We start from the raw sequence: 16,371 nt of genomic DNA on the forward strand, positions 1-16,371 counted from the left end.
GGAAAATATCATGTTACCCAAGATAGCTCTCATCGGTCGCCCCAACGTGGGCAAATCCACCCTTTTCAACAGGCTGATCCGCAGCAACAGAGCCATAACCCATGACCGTCCCGGAGTAACCCGTGACCGCATGGAAGGCTATGTGAAAGTGGGAGACCGGAAGTTCATCATTATTGACACCGGCGGCATAACGCTGGACGAACACGCTGCCGTGGCGGAAGGGCCGGACGAACTGCGCGGGTTCGAGGCGGAGATTCTGCGCCAGACGGAAGAGGCCATTGCCGATTCCGTGGCCTTGTGCCTGGTTGTGGACGGACGCGAGGGGCTGACTCCCTTTGACGAAAGTCTGGCCGCGTATGTGCGCAAATCGGGCAAGCCCGTGCTGCTGGCCGTCAACAAGGTGGACGGCGAAGAAATGGCCGACCTGTACATGGCCGAATTCCATACGCTGGGCTTTCCGGTCATCCCGCTTTCCGGCGCTCACGGATTCAATGTGCGGGCATTCAGCGGCGAGTTGTTTGACCTGCTGCCTCCCGAAGACGAAGACGCCCCGCAGGAAGAAGAGGAACGCCCCCTCAAACTGGCCATGCTGGGCCGCCCCAATGCGGGCAAGTCTTCGCTGGTCAACGCCCTGAGCGGCAGCCGCCGCATGATTGTTTCCGATGTGGCGGGCACCACCCGCGACAGCGTGGATATTGCCGTGGAACTGGGCGGCAGGCGCTATGTTTTTGTGGATACGGCCGGAGTGCGCCGTCGGGCAAAGATTCAGGACCCTGTGGAACGGTACAGCGTCAACTCTTCGCTCAAGTCGACAACCAAGGCCGATGTGACGCTGGTGGTGCTGGATGCGGTGGAAGGTCTGACACAGCAGGACAAGCGGCTCATTGATCTGCTGGACGAGCGCAAGACGCCGTTCATGCTGGTGATCAACAAAATTGACCTTGTGCCCCGGGATGGCCTGACCGCGTTGAAGCGTCTGTACGATGATGCCCTGACATTCTGCAAGCATGTGCCCATCATGTACATTTCTGCGCGCAGCGGCCGCGGAGTGGACAAGCTGCTGCCCATGGCCCGTAAAATTAACAAGGAATGTTATGTGCGCGTGGGTACGGGGCTGCTGAACCGGACACTTACGGAAGCCGTCACCCGTCACCAGCCGCCGGTGGTCAAACGGGTGCGTCCCAAATTCTTTTATCTGACACAGGCGGAAACCAACCCGCCGACGTTTGTGTTTTTTGTCAACGACCATGAGCGTATTCAGGAGTCGTATGCGCGGTATCTGGAAAAATTCATGCGGAAACGGTTTGAAATCGAGCATGCCCCCATGCGGGTGCGTTTCCGGTCGAGCCACACCAAAAACCGTGACAGAAAAAAATAGGCACTCTGCCCTGCCCGTATACTGAACGGCGCCGGATTCCTGTGGAATCCGGCGCCGTTTTTGTCTGTCCGGTACATGATGCCGCCGTGCTGGCGGCATGGCCGTCAGCGGCCTGCCTGATCGGCTTTTTTTTCCGTTCCGGCGGCGTTCATGGCGTCGGGTGCTTCCATGGCCAGCTGCTGGCGTGACTGCGGTCCGCCGAAGTTCATTATGAGCATGCCGGCAAAGGCATCATCGCGGCCCTGCCGCAGCCGGTATACTTCAACCCTGTACAGTGATTCTCCGGTGTCCAGCGAAAAGCCCGGCATAAAGTCTTCCCGCCGTACGGACAGCCCTGCCTCGTCGTCCACGCCGTCTCTGGTCATGCCGATAATGTTTACCCGGTACCCTGCCAGCGGGCGCACGGCAAACATCTTGTTCACCGAAACTATGTCGCCGGGACTTGCGGCAACGGTGCGGCCGTCTATGTCCAGCGTCACGCTGTGCAGTGTATCGTCGAAATCAAAATACTGCGGTCTTATGGCGGTGAGTCTGCGGTTGCCGTAGTACACGTCAAAGGAACCGCTCTGCGGCAGCAGCGTGACCAGCGGGCGCAGGGGCGAAAAGGTTACCGGACGGTCTTTGCGCATGGGCACATAGTTGACCGCGCGGCGTATGTCGTCCAGCGGCAGTGTGATGCGGCCGTCATACAGGCGCATGGCTACGTCGCGTTCTATGGCGGCGTATACCCCGCCTTTGGTCAGCGGAAAGTGCCGCCGGAACTGTATGCCCATCTGGCGCATGAACGATTCGAGAATCTGCAGATGGTAATAGGCGCGGATATGTGTGGGAAACTGCTTGCTGGCTTCAATTCCGAACGCCGGTTTGCCGTGCAGGATGGCGAAATAGGTCAGGGTCTTTTCCATTTCGCGGTCGCCCATGCTGGTATGGGTGTTTTTCAGGTAATACCGGTGGGCGGTGTCCAGCAGTTCGCTGTTGACGTGGTCAACGGCGTTTCTGGCCAGCAGCTCCAGATTGCTGAACCGTTGTGCCTTTATGTCCGACTGGTCAATGATGACGGACTGGCCCCACCGGTTGGGATTGCGTTGCGCGTCTTCCCACTGCGGCCGGTAGAAACCGCTGCCGTCATGCAGATTGAGCACGGCGTCCACTCTGGGGTCCAGAATGATGGATTTGATGCGCGCCACGGTGTCAAATTCGGGATCGCGTCGGGGCAGGCGGGCGAATTTGCGGTTCATGTCGCCATGTATGCCGCGTGACCGCTTGATGATGCTGGGAAAATTGAGGTCGGGCACCACCCAGACACTGCCGCGGGTTATGGTGTAATGCGAAGCCACAAGCGAGGCGGCATTGAAACCGCCGGGTTCGTCTCCCTGTATGCCGCCGACAATAAGCAGCGTGGGGCCGGATGCCGAAGCCGTGGCGTTTGCCGCCGCCGGAGTGTCTGTGCCCAGGCAGTGCAGGGTGAAGTCAAGCGCCGGAGCGGTGCGGCTGACACATTGGGCGGCAGCCGCAGATTCCGTGACGGACAGCAGCAGGCAGATGATGACGGCGGCAATACACTTCATGAAGGTACCTTTACATGCCACGGCTCGAAACGCACGCCCAGCAGGTTGTCCTGCGGATAGCGCAGCGTGATGTAGCCGCGTTTTTCAAGCTGTTTGAAGACTTCCGTTTCTGTGAAGCGCGCGGTGAAATTGGCTTCTCCGAAGCCTTTTTTGCCCACATCGAAGTCGCTTACGGCGTGAAACGAATAGCCCGGAGGCGCCAGCGAGCGCGAAGCCAGCGACAGGTTTCCCTGTGCGGCCACAGCCTTGTTGAGAAAGAGCAGAAACTGCTTCACCACGCCGCGTACGCCGGAGGTGAGCACCACCTCGTCGCCGAGAATGGAGCGTATGGTGTGCCATGTGCGTTCGGGGCGCCCCCGGAACAGCCAGTTGCCCGTGTAGGGCACTTTTGTCACCTCGCGCTGGGGGATGCGGGCGGTAAGTCTGTCCACGGGTTTGGTGCCGTAAAAGCCGTAGCGGGTGGCATCTTCGTGAAACAGTTCATCCAGCAGGTCTTTTTCCTCACTGGTAAAAGGCCCGATGGCAGGGTAGCTTTGCGCATAGCGCAGCGCGGAATCAAAACCGAGAATGCAGAAGTTGCCGTGTCCCACAACCTGTTCGGTGCGGGCAAGGCGTTCTGCGGCGCTTTGCAGTACGGCCAGCCTGTGTGCCGGCAGCACAATGTCCGCCGGATCGGGCGCGTCAAACCGCAGCATGCGCGAAACGTAGTCGCGTACGGGCGATTCGATGAGTCCCTGCTGCGGAAAAAAACTGGTAAGCACGGCAGCCCCGGCCGGGCCGCCCTGCAGGGCCAGTGCGGCGCATGTGCCGGAAACAAGGGCGAGAAAGGATCGTCTGTTCATATGGTTCCGTGGCAGTATGTGTGACGGACACCGCGCCGGACGGCATGAACCTGCGGCGTCACCCTGCCATGCATTGTAGATGAAAAAGCGCCGCAACACAAAGCATCGCGTGCGCTCCCGCTTGACCAGACGGGCTGTGTTCTTTTAGCGTGCGTTGTTGGCTTGAGTGCAATCATTCTCGTCGCTCCGCATGGGAGTCCGACGCAACCCGCGTCTGCGCAAGGGCGCGTAAAGGGGTTTACTAATGGTCCAGAAATCGGAAACGATCTGGTTTGACGGCAAGCAGGTTGCATGGGACGATGCCAATGTGCACGTTTTGACCCACACCCTGCATTACGGTCTGGGCGTGTTCGAGGGAATCCGCGCCTATAAGTGTGTTGACGGCACTTCCGCCGTGTTCCGCCTGCGCGAACATGTCGAACGCCTGTTTGCTTCGGCCCGCATTCTGCGCATGGAAATTCCCTATACCGTCGACCAGCTTGTGGATGCCGTGGTGGAAACGCTGCAGCGCAACAAACTGGACGAAGGCTATATCCGCCCCTTGAGCTTTGTGGGCGCGGGTGCCATGGGTGTGAACCCCGGCAGCAACCCCATACAGACCATCATTGCCACGTGGCCCTGGGGCGCGTATCTGGGTGAAGAGGCGCTGGAAGCGGGCATCCGCGTAAAAACCAGTTCCTTCCAGCGTCATCATGTAAACGCCATGATGACCAAGGCAAAGGCCGTGGGCAACTATGTAAACTCCATTCTGGCCAAAACAGAAGCTCTTGCAGACGGTTACGACGAAGGGCTGATGCTGGATACCGCGGGATTTGTTTCTGAAGCCACCGGCGAAAACATTTTCATCGTGCGCGGCGGCGTTATTAAAACAACGCCCCTTACGTCCATACTGGACGGTATCACCCGCAACAGCCTGATGACGCTGGCCGGTGATCTGGGTTACACCGTGGTGGAACAGCAGTTCACCCGCGATGAGCTGTATGTGGCCGATGAAGCCTTTTTCTGCGGCACTGCGGCGGAGGTCACTCCCATACGTGAAGTGGACCGCCGCGTTATCGGCGCCGGCAAGGCCGGACCGGTCACCAAGCATCTGCAGACCGAGTACTTCAAGCTTGTAAAGGGTGAAAATCCCAAGTACGCACACTGGCTGCATCAGTATTCACTGTAGCGGCATACGCCTTTCCGGCCGGCCCTGCCTCGGCAGGGCCGGTTTTTCACCCTTTTAGCCCCCCCACTTATGAGTCACGCATCGCTAACCGCAAAATACAGGCCGCAGACCTTTGCCGACGTTGCCGGACAGGAAACCGTCAAAGCCATTCTGTCACGGGCCGCGGCCGAAAACAGGGTCGCGCCTGCCTACTTGTTCAGCGGTACGCGCGGGGTGGGAAAAACCACCATCGCGCGTATTTTTGCCAAGGCGCTTAACTGCACCCGCGGTCCGGCCGCGGAACCCTGCAACGAGTGTGAACAGTGCCGCAAGATAACGCAGGGCATGGCTGTGGACGTGGTGGAGATTGACGGCGCCTCCAACCGCGGCATTGATGACGCCAAACGCCTCAAGGAAGCCATCGGTTATGCCCCCATGGAAGGCCGGTACAAGGTTTTCATCATCGACGAGGCGCACATGCTCACCCGCGAGGCGTTTAACGCGCTGCTGAAAACGCTGGAAGAGCCGCCGGCCAATGTCACCTTTGTCATGGCCACCACCGAGCCGCATAAATTTCCCGTAACCATTGTCAGCCGCTGTCAGCATTTTATTTTCAAACGGCTTACCGAAAACGGACTGGCAGCGCATCTGGTGCGCATTCTTGAGCGCGAAGGCACAGGATACGAGTCTGAAGCGGTCAAGCTTATTGCCCGTCGTGCCGCCGGCAGCGTACGCGACTCCATGTCTTTGCTGGGACAGGTGCTGGCACTGGGCAGCGATTCTCTGACCGTGGCGGATGCCCGGGGTATTCTGGGGCTTGCCGGACAGGAGCTGTTTTTCCGCGTGGCCGACGCCATCAGGCGTCAGGACTGTGTCGGTGTTTCCACCGTGTTGCGCGATGTTCTTGATCAGGGACTTGATCTGGGCTTTTTTTTGCGCGAGCTGACAGGCATGTGGCGCAACCTGTTCATGTTGCGTCAGGCAGGCGAAAGCGCATTGCCCCTGCTGGACCTGCCCGAAGAAGAAGCCCGTCAGTGGCTTGAATGGGCACCGCAGTTTGCCCTGTCGCACATCCATGCCTGCTGGCAGATGACTCTGGAAGGACAGCGGCGCGTGCTGAACAGCCTTGAACCGGCCATGGCGCTGGAACTGCTGCTGCTCAATCTTGCATTCATGCCGCGCCTGCTGGGTATGCAGCAGGCTTCGCAGACGGCGCCTGCTCCGGTGCCCGTGGCCGGTGACGGACCTGCTCCTTCCGGCGGTTCGTCCGGTACTCCGCCGGCGGGCGGACATGCTGCTCCGCCCCGCTCTGCCCCGTCTGCCCCGTCTGTCCCGGACTCTGCCGGTACTTCCGGTCGTGTTGCGGATGCGGCGGAACCGCAACAGCAGGCGCAGGCAGACAGTACAGCGCCCCCCCCCGCCGAGGATGCCCCGCCGGGGCAGCCCGAGCCGTCCGGCCCCGCCACGTGGGAGGGTTTCGCGCAGTTCTGCCTGCAGCAGAACGGTCAGGACGGCAAAAGCCTGCGGCTCCTGCGGCAGATAAAAGGTGAACTGCGTGACGGGGTGCTGCATATCACCCCCGCGTACCAGCTGCAGCGCGACCGTCTGACACAGCCGGAAATGGCAGCCGCTCTGGAGACTCTGGCCCGCAGCTACTGGGGTGCGGGTGTTACAGTGGCGGTGGGTGAACCCACCGAACAGCGCAAGGCCATCTCGGACCTGCGCAAGGAACTGGATGACCACCCTGCCGTACAGCTTCTGAAAGAAGAGTTGGGAGCGCGTGTGCTGGCGGTGCGGTATATGGAAAAAAATAACAACGACTGATAACGGCGCTGGCCGTATACAGACATTCCCGGAGGATCATATGAGAGGCATGCAGGATATGCTGCGTCAGGCGCAGATTATGCAAAAGAAGATGACCGAGCTTCAGGAACAGCTTGGCGAGCGCACCGTGGATGCCAGTGCAGGCGGGGGCATGGTTTCAGTAACCGTGTCCGGCAAGCAGGAACTGCGCGCCATTAAAATAGACCCCGCTGTGGTGGACCCGCAGGATGTGGACATGCTGCAGGATCTTGTGCTGGCAGCCATCAATGAAGGGATGCGCCTTTCCAAGGAAATGGTTGAAAAAGAAATGGGTGCTCTGACCGGCGGCCTGAAAATTCCGGGGCTGATGTAACGCCGTGACAGCGCAACGATTGCCTGAACCGCTCAAAGCGCTGGTGGACAGGCTGGCCCGTTTGCCCGGTCTGGGACCAAAATCCGCCCTGCGCATGGCCATGACCCTGCTGAAATGGCCCGAAAGTGAAACCCGCGGTCTGGGTGCCGCCATAGCGCAGCTGCGCGACAACCTGCACCTGTGCAGACGTTGCGGTTCGCTGACGGATGTGGACCCATGCGCCATATGTACCGACGCCACGCGCGGGCGCGATACGCTGTGTCTGGTTTCGGAATGGGACAGCCTGCTGGCGATGGAAGACGGCGGATTCTACAAAGGGCAGTATATGATTCTGGGCGGGCTGCTGGCTCCGCTGGATAATGTGAATCCTGAATCGCTGGAGCTGGAAAGACTGCGCCGCAGACTGGCCGAAGGCGAAGTGCGGGAAATCATTCTGGGACTGGGAACCACGCTGGAAGCGGAAAATACGGCTTCGTACATCCGCAGCATGGTGAACCGCGATTTTCCGCAGGTTCGTGTGACCCGTCTTGCACAGGGCATACCGCTGGGCAGCGAAGTGAAGTTCATAGACAAGGAAACATTGCGCCAGTCGTTGCAGTTCCGGCAGGATCTGTAACCGCAGGCCGCAGAACGGCATTTGTAACGAATGCGTAAAACAGCTTCCGGTCGTGCCGCAGGCTGCCCGACATATCCGGTCATACCCCGCTCCGGCGCATCATGCGCCGGACAGGAACCACCGGAGTCTGGCCCTGCCGTAAAACCGGAGCTGTTTTTGTTTTGTACTCCGCCCGCCGGAGGCGTCTTCATGTATGCTTATGTAGTGTCTCCGACGGGCAAGGGGACTGATTCCCCCTGCATTCCCCGTTGCGCCCGTCGCGGACCGGTCAGCTATGCCTTTTCGGGTGTTCAGGGCGGCATCACCGGCACGGAGCAAGGCATTACAATGCGTCGCACGCGGGGAAAGCGGTTTCCGCGGGTTCGCGCATTGAGGGTGCAGGGAGATCATCTCCCTGCCCGCCGGAGGCGTCTTCATGTATGCTTGTGTAATGTCTCCGACGGGCAAGGGGACAGATTCCCCCTGCATCCCCCGTTGCGCCCGTCGCGGACCGTTCAGCTATGACTTTTCGGGCGTTCAGGGCGGCATCACCGGCACGGAGCAAGGCATTACAACGCGCCGCACGCGGAGAAAACGGCTTCCGCGGGTTCGCGCATTGAGGGTGCAGGGAGATCATCTCCCTGCCCGCCGGAGGCGTCTTCATGTATGCTTATGCTGTGTCTCCGACGGGCAAAGGGACTGATTCCCCCTGCATTCCCCGTTGCGCCCGTCGCGGACCGTTCAGCTATGCCTTTTCGGGCGTTCAGGGCGGCATCACCGGCACGGAGCAAAGCATTACAACGCGCCGCACGCGGGGAAAACGGCTTCCGCGGGTTCGCGCATTGAGGGTGCAGGGAGATCATCTCCCTGCCCGCCGGAGGCGTCTTCATGTATGCTTGTGTCATGTCTCCGACGGATCCCCCGTTGCGCCCGTCGCGAACCGTTCAGCTATGCCTTTTCGGGCGTTCAGGGCGGCATCACCGGCACGGAGCAAAGCATTACAACGCGTCGCACGCGGGGAAAGCGGCTTCCGCGGGTTCGCGCATTGAGGGTGCAGGGAGATCATCTCCCTGCCCGCCGGAGGCGTCTTCATGTATGCTTGTGTCATGTCTCCGACGGACAAGGGGACTGACTCCCCCTGCATCCCCCGTTGCGCCCGTCGGGAACCGGTCAGCTATGCCTTTTCGGGCGTTCAGGGCGGCATCACCGGCACGGAGCAAGGCATTACAACGCGCCGCACGCGGAGAAAACGGTCGCGTATTGAGGGTGCAGGGAGGTTCTCTCCCTGCCCGCCGGAGGCTTTTCTTTCGCGGGCGCTCATCTGTCAGAACGTAAAGCTGCTGCGGCAGCGGGAATTCCACCATGAACACGTATTGTATCATCATACTGGCGGCGGTGACGGGCAGTTGGCTGTTGCAGACCGCAGCGGCGGTGCTGGGGCTGGGGAGGACAGGAGCTCCGCTGCCTGCGGGTACAGGGCTGGATATGGAACCGGCGCGGCGCGAACGTATGCAGCGGTATGTGGCTTCCGGAATGCGTCTGAACATCGCCGAGGACACGGCAGGTACGGCGGTGTTTCTGGTGTTCTGGCTTTGCGGGGGCTTTGGGGTCGCGGATGCGCTGTCGAGGTCTGCCGGTGCGTTGCTTGGCGGCTTTGCAGGGGGTGGTCCGGCGGTAACCGGAATCATGACCGGTCTGGTTTTCTTCGGCCTGCTGGGAGTGCTTTCGTCGCTGGCAGGTCTGCCTTTTTCTTTGTGGCGGACTTTTGTGCACGAAGAACGCTTCGGCTTCAACAGAACAACTCCGCTGACGTTTGTTGCGGACAGGCTGAAAGCCGGATTGCTGGTTGCCGTTATGGGCGGTCCGCTGGCGGCCGGTGTGTTGTGGCTGCTGGCCCTGTACGGTCCGGAAGCGTGGCTGCCCGTATGGCTGCTGGTCAGTGTGTTTTCGTTGCTGGTGTCTTTTCTGGCTCCGCGGTATCTGCTGCCGCTGTTTAATACCTTTACTCCGCTGCCGCAGGGCGCATTGCGCAGTGCCATAGACAGATATGTGACAGGACAGGGGTATACGCTGTCGGGACTTTTTGTTGTGGACGGGTCGCGGCGCAGCGCCAAGGTCAATGCTTATTTTACGGGTCTGGGCAGGCAGCGCCGCATAGCGCTGTTTGATACGCTGCTGGAAAAACTGGATGACGATGAAGTTGTGGCGGTTGTGGCGCACGAGGTGGGGCACTGCACACTGGGCCACATACCGGTGATGCTGGGGCTGAGCGTGGCACGCACCGGACTGATGCTCTGGCTGCTTTCTTTTTTTCTGACGGAGCCGCAGCTTTTTGCGGCGTTCGGTGTGCAGCAGGTGTCATACCATGCCGGTCTGGTCTTTTTTTCGCTGCTGTTCACTCCGGTGTCTTTGTTTACCGGTGTGGGCTTCCATGCTTTGCTGCGGCGCAATGAATACGCCGCGGATGCCTTTGCAGCGCGCACCACAGGGCGTCCGGATGTGTTGTCTTCCGCGTTGCGTAAACTGGCATCCGAAAATATGACTAATCTGAACCCGCATCCGTTGCAGGTTGCTCTGCACTACACACACCCGCCGCTGGTGCAGCGGCTGCAAGCTCTCGGCGCGTTGCCGGTACGGCGCGGCTGACGCCGCAGACTGCTGCCGGCTGCGGTGCCCGCGACCGGCCGGTACGGTCAGCTGCGTGCCGAAACATCGTCGGGGCGTGAGCTGTGCGGCACTCCTGTTCCGGCAGCCAGAGTGTTCTGTATGCAGTGCTGCAGCTCCTTGGGGTCAATGGGTTTTGCGATGAAGCTGCTGGCTCCGCGGCGGAGCAGTCTGGCAATCTGGCGCAGTCCCACCACGCCGGAAGTGATGATCACAGGCAGTCCCTGCAGCCTGTCGTTGCTGCGCAGCATACCCACCAGTTCCATACCGTCCAGCCCGGGCATGCGCACGTCGGTGATCATCAGGTCTATGTCCGGATCATTCTGCAGGCGTTCCCAGGCTGTTCTGCCGTCTGCCACGTCAAGCACTTTGTGGCCGTAAGAAGTCACTATATCACGTAATATCCCACGCGTTATGGGGTCGTCTTCTACTATGAGTATGGTCGGCATATAATTTCTCCGAAAAAGCAAAGGGCGGTTTCATGCCTGACTAGTACCCTGAACGAGGGCAAGGATTGATGATATTTTAGTCCTCAGGCGTGGCACTGCTGAACGCCTGTTATGCGTTCACCGGATGATAATGGCAAGTGCTGCCGCCGGTTTCGGCGGGTCAGGCTTGTGGAAAACAGACTTTCTGCCTTCCTGCACCATAAAGCTGTTATTCTATGGTTATGGTGCATTAGGATATTAGATTTTTGTCTGTATGCTTTTTTACAGACGACAGGAAGCGTGCCGCGGCGTTGTGTTGCGGCACGCTGCGCGGACAGCGGGGTTATTGCGGGTCTGATGTCCTGTAGATAAAGGGAATCAGGTCGTCGGGCACGGGGGCTGTGGCCGATTGTTCAAAAAAATGCAGCAGTGTTTCAACCTGTCTGATGAAGTTGCCCAGACGCAGCCCCTTGCATGTTTCGGGAAATGACCTGAGATGCCCCAGACCTTTTGTGCACAGCCGCTGCGCGGCGTTGCGGTTGCCGCGGCGGTCGTGCCACAGGCCGGCGGCTATCTGCAGAACACCCTGATACAGTTCGCGTTCGGGACTGGTTTCCGCCAGCCACAGCATGTCCAGTATTTCATGGCTTTCGTACCAGTCGCCGGCGTTGAACATTTCCACAGCTTCAAAAAGCTCGCGCATGGCGATGCCTTTGCACATGGGCCGCGTTTCGGTGAGGTCTGTCATATGTTTCATTGTATCCCGAAAAAGGCGCGGGCGTTGTTTCCGCACCGGGTCCAGAGTTCTGCGGGGTCGATTCCCAGACATCGGGCCACACAGGCCCCGGTGAATGCTGCCAGCGCGGGTTCGTTGCGTCTGCCGCGCCACGGTACGGGTGTCAGGTACGGGCAGTCTGTCTCCAGCATCAGTCTGTCTGCCGGTATGACAGAAAGCGCTTCACGCAGGGCGTTGTTGGCCGGATAGGTGACGGGGCCGGGAACGGAGACATGCCAGCCGTTGCGCACAATGCGTTCAGCCAGTGCCGCGTCCGCGCCGAAGCAGTGCCACAGCAAAGGACGTCCCGCAAACCCTTCCGCTTCAAGCAGCCGCACGGTGTCTTCGTCGGCATCGCGCGAATGAATGACCACGGGTTTGTCTATCTGAACGGCCATGCGCAACTGCATGACAAAGGTTTTCTGCTGCAGTTCCCTCGGGTGGTCGTCCCAGTAGTAGTCCAGCCCTATTTCGCCCACGGCTTTCAGCCGCGGGTCAGTGGCAAAGGCCTGTTTCATGGCAGTGACGGCATTTTCGTCGCAGGCGTCGGCATCGCCGGGGTGCAGCCCCAGAATGAAAAAAACCTGCGGATAAGCGTCGAAAAGATGGCGGTTTTGCGCCCATGCCTGGGGGCCCAGAAAAACCTGTCCGATGTGGGAGACGCCTGCTTCACGCGCACGGGTCAGTATTTCGTCAAGGTCGGGCCGCAGGGCGTCCAGATCCAGATGGGCATGGGAGTCCACACCGGCCGGCGGCAGTCCGAGCGTATGCGCGGCAGGGGGCGGAGTTTTATGTTTGCTTTTTGACATGGGCGGATATCCGGCGGACAGACTAAGAGAATATGTTTCCGAGGGCGGCCTGCGACCACAGGTCGAGCACAGCCTCACGTTGTTTTTCCAGTGAATAGTGCGAAACGGTTACCTGCGCATTTTTACGTACGGAGTCAAGAGGCGCGCAGGGCTCTGTGCGCGATGTTTCCACCAGTGATACCGCGTGTTCCAGCGCCAGCGCCGCGGCGGGCACATCTGCGTCTGCGGCAAAAAAACCGTTACCGTCCCACGGCGTTTCATGTGGCGGACGCATGGGCCACCACGGGGTGTAGCCCTGCGGCATGGCCTGCCGCATGTAGTCCCAGCCGCCCATGCCTGAAAAGCCTGTTACCACGCAGCCGCAGGCCATGGCCTCCAGCGGTGGCAGCGGACAGCCTTCGGGAAAACCAGTGGCAAGAAAAATATCGGCCTGACGCAGCTCTTCCGCCACCTGCCGGTGCGTCAGCCCGTGCAGTTCGCGCCACTCAACCTGTGCACCGCCGTGCTGTGCCCGCCGTGCTTCAAAAAATTCCCGTATGCGTACGGCCAGAGCTTTGTTTTTGCGGGGCATCCATGCAATGCGCACCGGACCGCCCGGTCTGGCGGCAGGAGCGTGGAACAATGCAGTGTCTATGCCCGGGCGCAGTACCGGTCCCTGTCTGCCGGTGGCTTCACGCGTGAACCATGCCACCGGCTGTGAAACATTGAGAAAAGAGACCGGAAGCCTGTTCCAGTGCACCCCCTGCGGCAGAGCGGAAAGCAGATAGGCCCAGTTCTGCACATACACGACGGAACGCGCACCGGCCTGAAGTCCGGGGGTCAGGGCGTTTACCCATCCTTCGGGTACCAGCCAGATGTCCTGCGGCGTCAGACGCAGGCTATCCCACCGTACAACGGGAATATCCGCATGGTCGTCTCCGGCGGGCATGGTGTCTTCACGGGGGACAAGACATACCCCGTAACCGCCCTGATGCAGATGCCGGGCCAGCTGAAGCAGCACGGCGGTGCCTCCGGTGGCTTTTTTCAGCGGGGGAATGAAAATGCAGGTGCGCATCATGTGCTCCTGTGCGTGGCGGTGCAGTCGGAATACTGTTTTGCTGCGGGGCGGACTGATGGCCGCCCCGCGGAAGGTTATGATCTGTCTTTGTCGGCGGCGGCAAAGGCCCGGGCAATGCTGGCCGTATACGGGGGGCGCAGCACGCCCTGCTCAGTCACGATGCCTGCGATAAGGTGCGCGGGTGTGACATCAAAGGCGTAGTTGTATACGGGTACGCCTTCGGGCGTTATGCGGGTTTCCCCCACATGTGTCACCTCTTCCGCCGGGCGTTCTTCGATGGGTATCTGCTTTCCGGAGGGCGTGGCACGGTCGATTGTGGAAAGAGGGGCGGCCACATAGAAAGGGATGCCGTGTTCGCGGGCCAGCAGGGCCACGGAATAGGTGCCTATCTTGTTGGCGGCATCGCCGTTGGCCGCAATGCGGTCGGCTCCCACAACCACTTTCTGCACCATGCCGCGCTGCATCAGCAGGCCGCATGCGTTGTCGCACGCCACGGTTACGGGAATACCGTCCTTGTGCAGTTCGTATGCCGTCAGACGTGCACCCTGCAGAAACGGCCGTGTTTCGTTGGCGATAACGGTTATACCGGTCCTGCCGGCATCCACTGCCCCGCGTACCACACCCAGCGCCGTGCCGTAACCTGCTGTGGCCAGCGCACCGGCGTTGCAGTGGGTCATTATACAGTCATTATCCTGTATCAGCGTGGCTCCGTGTCTGCCTATGGCTCGGTTGATGCTTTTGTCCTCTTCGTGGATGGCTTCTGCCTCGTCCAGCCACCGTGCGATAAGGGTGTTCAGGTCGGGGTCGCCCATGCTTTTCCAGACAGAGCGCATGCGTTCCACGGCCCAGCGCAGGTTGACCGCCGTGGGGCGTGCCTGTGCCAGTTTTTCAAGCAGGGTATCCAGTTCTTTCTGCCATTGCGTGTGTGGGGCGGGATGACCTGCCTCATACGCGGCAAGGCAGCAGCCGTAGGCCGCGGTGACGCCTATGGCCGGTGCGCCGCGCACCACCATGGTCTGCAGAGCGTAAATGGTGTCAGCCACGTCGTTGCAGTAAAAATCTTCTTCCACGGTGGGCAGCACGCGCTGGTCCAGCAGGATGAGCGTTCTGTCCTGCCGCGAGTATCGGATATGGGTCTCCATGGTATGTGATTCTCCGGAGCGGTATATGATGACAGGGAATGCGCCGCATGCGGGACATGGAATCCCGTCGGCATTGTTATGCAATATATGCCACGGTGTAGCCTTATGGGGGGCTTGCTGGCAACCCCGGCTGCAGAGTGCGGGTGGGTACACATTGCCCTGCGGTACGCTTCGGTCTATTATGTTCCGGCAACTGATAAAGGAAAACGGCATGATGCATATATATGGAAAAGATGCGCCCCCCCGCGGGCACCAAAGCGCCGCGGCGGAGGCTGCATGGTGAATGCTGCCGCGGTGGGCAGGCTGCTGGCGGTGCCGCTGGGACTATTTGCGGCGGCGGCTCTGGCCGGTCTGTTTATGAATACGCTGCCGCCTTCCGCCGGAGAGGTGGCCCCCTATGCGGCGTGGGCGGCTCTGGCCGGGGGAATGCCTCTGGCGGAGCGCTTCAGAAGAAGCCGCGCCGTTTTTGTACTGCTGCTGGGGTGCGGCGTGTTTCTGTTGCTGTACAATGTGCTTCCGGCGCTGGGCGACGCCACCCGCGTGCGGCTGTGGTACGGCATTGTGCTTACCCTGCTGCCCTGCAATCTGCTGCTGTTTGCCTTTCTGGAAGACAGAGGGGTTTTTTCGCGCTGGGGCATGGGCATGCTTGCATGGCTGCTGGGGCAGTTCATGACGGCGGCCTTTATTGTGCGCGGCGGCGGTGTGCTGCTGGCGACATCGCTGGGCAGAACCATGCAGCGCGCTGTGGAGGGCTGGGTTTATGCCTCTCCCCTGCCCGGCTGGTTCGACAGCTGGACTCCGCTCACGCAGCCTGCCCTGCTGCTTGTGCTGCTTGCTGCCGTGGTGCTTGTGGTGCGTGTCGTCCGGCTGGAAGACGGCTTCAGTGCAAGTCTGCTGGGCACTCTGCTCAGCCTGACAGCCGCGTTTCACTCTGTGGGCAACGGGCCGGTGGTCAGCCTGTTTGTGGCCGCGGCCGGTGCCGCCCAGCTGACAGCATTATTCCGCGATTCCTACAGCATGGCTTTTGTGGACGAGCTAACCGAGGTGCCGTCGCGGCGTGCGCTGATGGCGGATGCGAAAAAGCTGGGCGGAAGCTATTGCGTGGCCATGGCCGATGTGGATCATTTCAAAGCTTTTAATGATACATACGGCCACGATGTGGGCGATGACGTGCTGCGTATGGTGGCTGCGCGGCTGGCCGGAGTGGACGGCGGCAAGGTGTACCGTTATGGCGGCGAAGAGTTCACCATTCTGTTTCCACGTCTGGGCAAAGCCGAAGCCAGACCCCATCTTGAAGCCGTGCGGGAGGCTGTGGCAGCCATACCTTTCCGCATCCGTACCCGTAACAAAAGTGCCAAGGTGGTGCGCGATAAGTCAGTCACCGTGACTGTGAGCATCGGGCTGGCGCAACGCGAAGACGGCGAAGACGACTTTGAATCGGTGCTGAAAAAAGCGGATAAAGCCTTATACAAGGCCAAAAAGGCAGGCAGAAACAAAGTCGCTCTGCTGTGAACGGCCCTGTCCGGCCTGTCTGTCCTGTCCGGCCAATCTGGTCTGTCACGCCTGTCAGGCCTGTCAGGCGTGCGGCGTTGTGCGTGTTTGCCGGTCGCGCCCTGTGGCATTTGTTGCTTGACAACCAGCGCTGCTGCTCATAAAGTCCTTTTTATGATTATCGACATTCCTTTTACTCATTCCGCACCTTGGTGGTGGCGCCTGAACAGGCGTCGTGGTGTGTAGTGGCCGGTAATCAGTAAGAACTATCGGAATTTCAGCACAAAACCGCGGCAGGA

The 16,371-nt window shown here is 60.1% G+C and carries 14 protein-coding genes; 7 read left to right on the forward strand and 7 right to left on the reverse strand.

Annotated elements, in window-relative coordinates; all coding sequences use genetic code 11:
- Positions 1-10 precede the first annotated feature (10 nt).
- Complete coding sequence (gene der / locus ACZ5D1_RS00535; protein ID WP_011366249.1) at positions 11-1,378, forward strand: ribosome biogenesis GTPase Der; 1,368 nt, start codon at positions 11-13, stop codon at positions 1,376-1,378.
- Positions 1,379-1,482: 104 nt separating this feature from the next.
- Here the strand turns inward: der and ACZ5D1_RS00540 are convergent, their stop codons facing one another.
- Positions 1,483-2,946: a M14 family metallopeptidase gene (locus ACZ5D1_RS00540; protein WP_464555572.1), complete on the reverse strand. Its 1,464-nt coding sequence runs from the start codon at positions 2,944-2,946 to the stop codon at positions 1,483-1,485.
- Positions 2,943-3,788, reverse strand: a complete 846-nt coding sequence (locus tag ACZ5D1_RS00545) for a M15 family metallopeptidase (protein WP_011366251.1) — start codon at positions 3,786-3,788, stop codon at positions 2,943-2,945. Before ACZ5D1_RS00545 ends, ACZ5D1_RS00540 begins: the two co-directional genes overlap by 4 nt.
- Before the next feature lie 244 nt (positions 3,789-4,032).
- Between ACZ5D1_RS00545 and ACZ5D1_RS00550 the strand changes: the two genes are divergently transcribed.
- From ACZ5D1_RS00550 to ACZ5D1_RS00570, 5 genes are all read left to right on the forward strand, one after another.
- The gene (locus ACZ5D1_RS00550; RefSeq protein ID WP_011366252.1) at positions 4,033-4,956 is read left to right on the forward strand and encodes a branched-chain amino acid transaminase; all 924 of its coding nucleotides are present in this window, start codon (positions 4,033-4,035) and stop codon (positions 4,954-4,956) included.
- 69 nt (positions 4,957-5,025) lie between these two features.
- Complete coding sequence (gene dnaX, locus ACZ5D1_RS00555; RefSeq protein WP_464555574.1) at positions 5,026-6,759, forward strand: DNA polymerase III subunit gamma/tau; 1,734 nt, start codon at positions 5,026-5,028, stop codon at positions 6,757-6,759.
- Between the two features lie 40 nt (positions 6,760-6,799).
- Positions 6,800-7,111: a YbaB/EbfC family nucleoid-associated protein gene (locus ACZ5D1_RS00560; RefSeq protein WP_011366254.1), complete on the forward strand. Its 312-nt coding sequence runs from the start codon at positions 6,800-6,802 to the stop codon at positions 7,109-7,111.
- A 4-nt stretch (positions 7,112-7,115) separates the two neighbouring features.
- On the forward strand, positions 7,116-7,727 hold the full coding sequence (recR, locus tag ACZ5D1_RS00565; RefSeq protein WP_011366255.1) for a recombination mediator RecR: 612 nt from the start codon (positions 7,116-7,118) through the stop codon (positions 7,725-7,727).
- Between the two features lie 1,341 nt (positions 7,728-9,068).
- The gene (locus ACZ5D1_RS00570; protein WP_273238546.1) at positions 9,069-10,352 is read left to right on the forward strand and encodes a M48 family metallopeptidase; all 1,284 of its coding nucleotides are present in this window, start codon (positions 9,069-9,071) and stop codon (positions 10,350-10,352) included.
- 47 nt (positions 10,353-10,399) lie between these two features.
- Here ACZ5D1_RS00570 and ACZ5D1_RS00575 read toward each other — a convergent pair whose 3' ends face one another.
- The 5 genes from ACZ5D1_RS00575 to mtnA form a co-directional block, all read right to left on the reverse strand.
- On the reverse strand, positions 10,400-10,819 hold the full coding sequence (locus ACZ5D1_RS00575) for a response regulator (protein ID WP_011366257.1): 420 nt from the start codon (positions 10,817-10,819) through the stop codon (positions 10,400-10,402).
- Positions 10,820-11,141: 322 nt separating this feature from the next.
- Entirely contained in the window at positions 11,142-11,546 is a 405-nt protein-coding gene (locus ACZ5D1_RS00580) for a DUF309 domain-containing protein (RefSeq protein ID WP_158303349.1), read from the reverse strand.
- A gap of 5 nt (positions 11,547-11,551) precedes the next feature.
- Positions 11,552-12,382 (reverse strand): TatD family hydrolase, encoded by an 831-nt coding sequence (locus ACZ5D1_RS00585; protein ID WP_011366259.1) that lies wholly within the window; start codon positions 12,380-12,382, stop codon positions 11,552-11,554.
- 22 nt (positions 12,383-12,404) lie between these two features.
- Positions 12,405-13,436, reverse strand: coding sequence for a glycosyltransferase (locus tag ACZ5D1_RS00590; protein ID WP_464556570.1), 1,032 nt, complete (start codon positions 13,434-13,436; stop codon positions 12,405-12,407).
- 77 nt (positions 13,437-13,513) lie between these two features.
- On the reverse strand, positions 13,514-14,581 hold the full coding sequence (gene mtnA, locus ACZ5D1_RS00595) for an S-methyl-5-thioribose-1-phosphate isomerase (protein ID WP_464555577.1): 1,068 nt from the start codon (positions 14,579-14,581) through the stop codon (positions 13,514-13,516).
- Between the two features lie 276 nt (positions 14,582-14,857).
- Here mtnA and ACZ5D1_RS00600 point away from each other — a divergent pair, with 276 nt between their 5' ends.
- Positions 14,858-16,093: a GGDEF domain-containing protein gene (locus ACZ5D1_RS00600; RefSeq protein ID WP_464555579.1), complete on the forward strand. Its 1,236-nt coding sequence runs from the start codon at positions 14,858-14,860 to the stop codon at positions 16,091-16,093.
- Positions 16,094-16,371: the final 278 nt, after the last annotated feature.

This window comes from Oleidesulfovibrio vietnamensis, assembly GCF_055388115.1.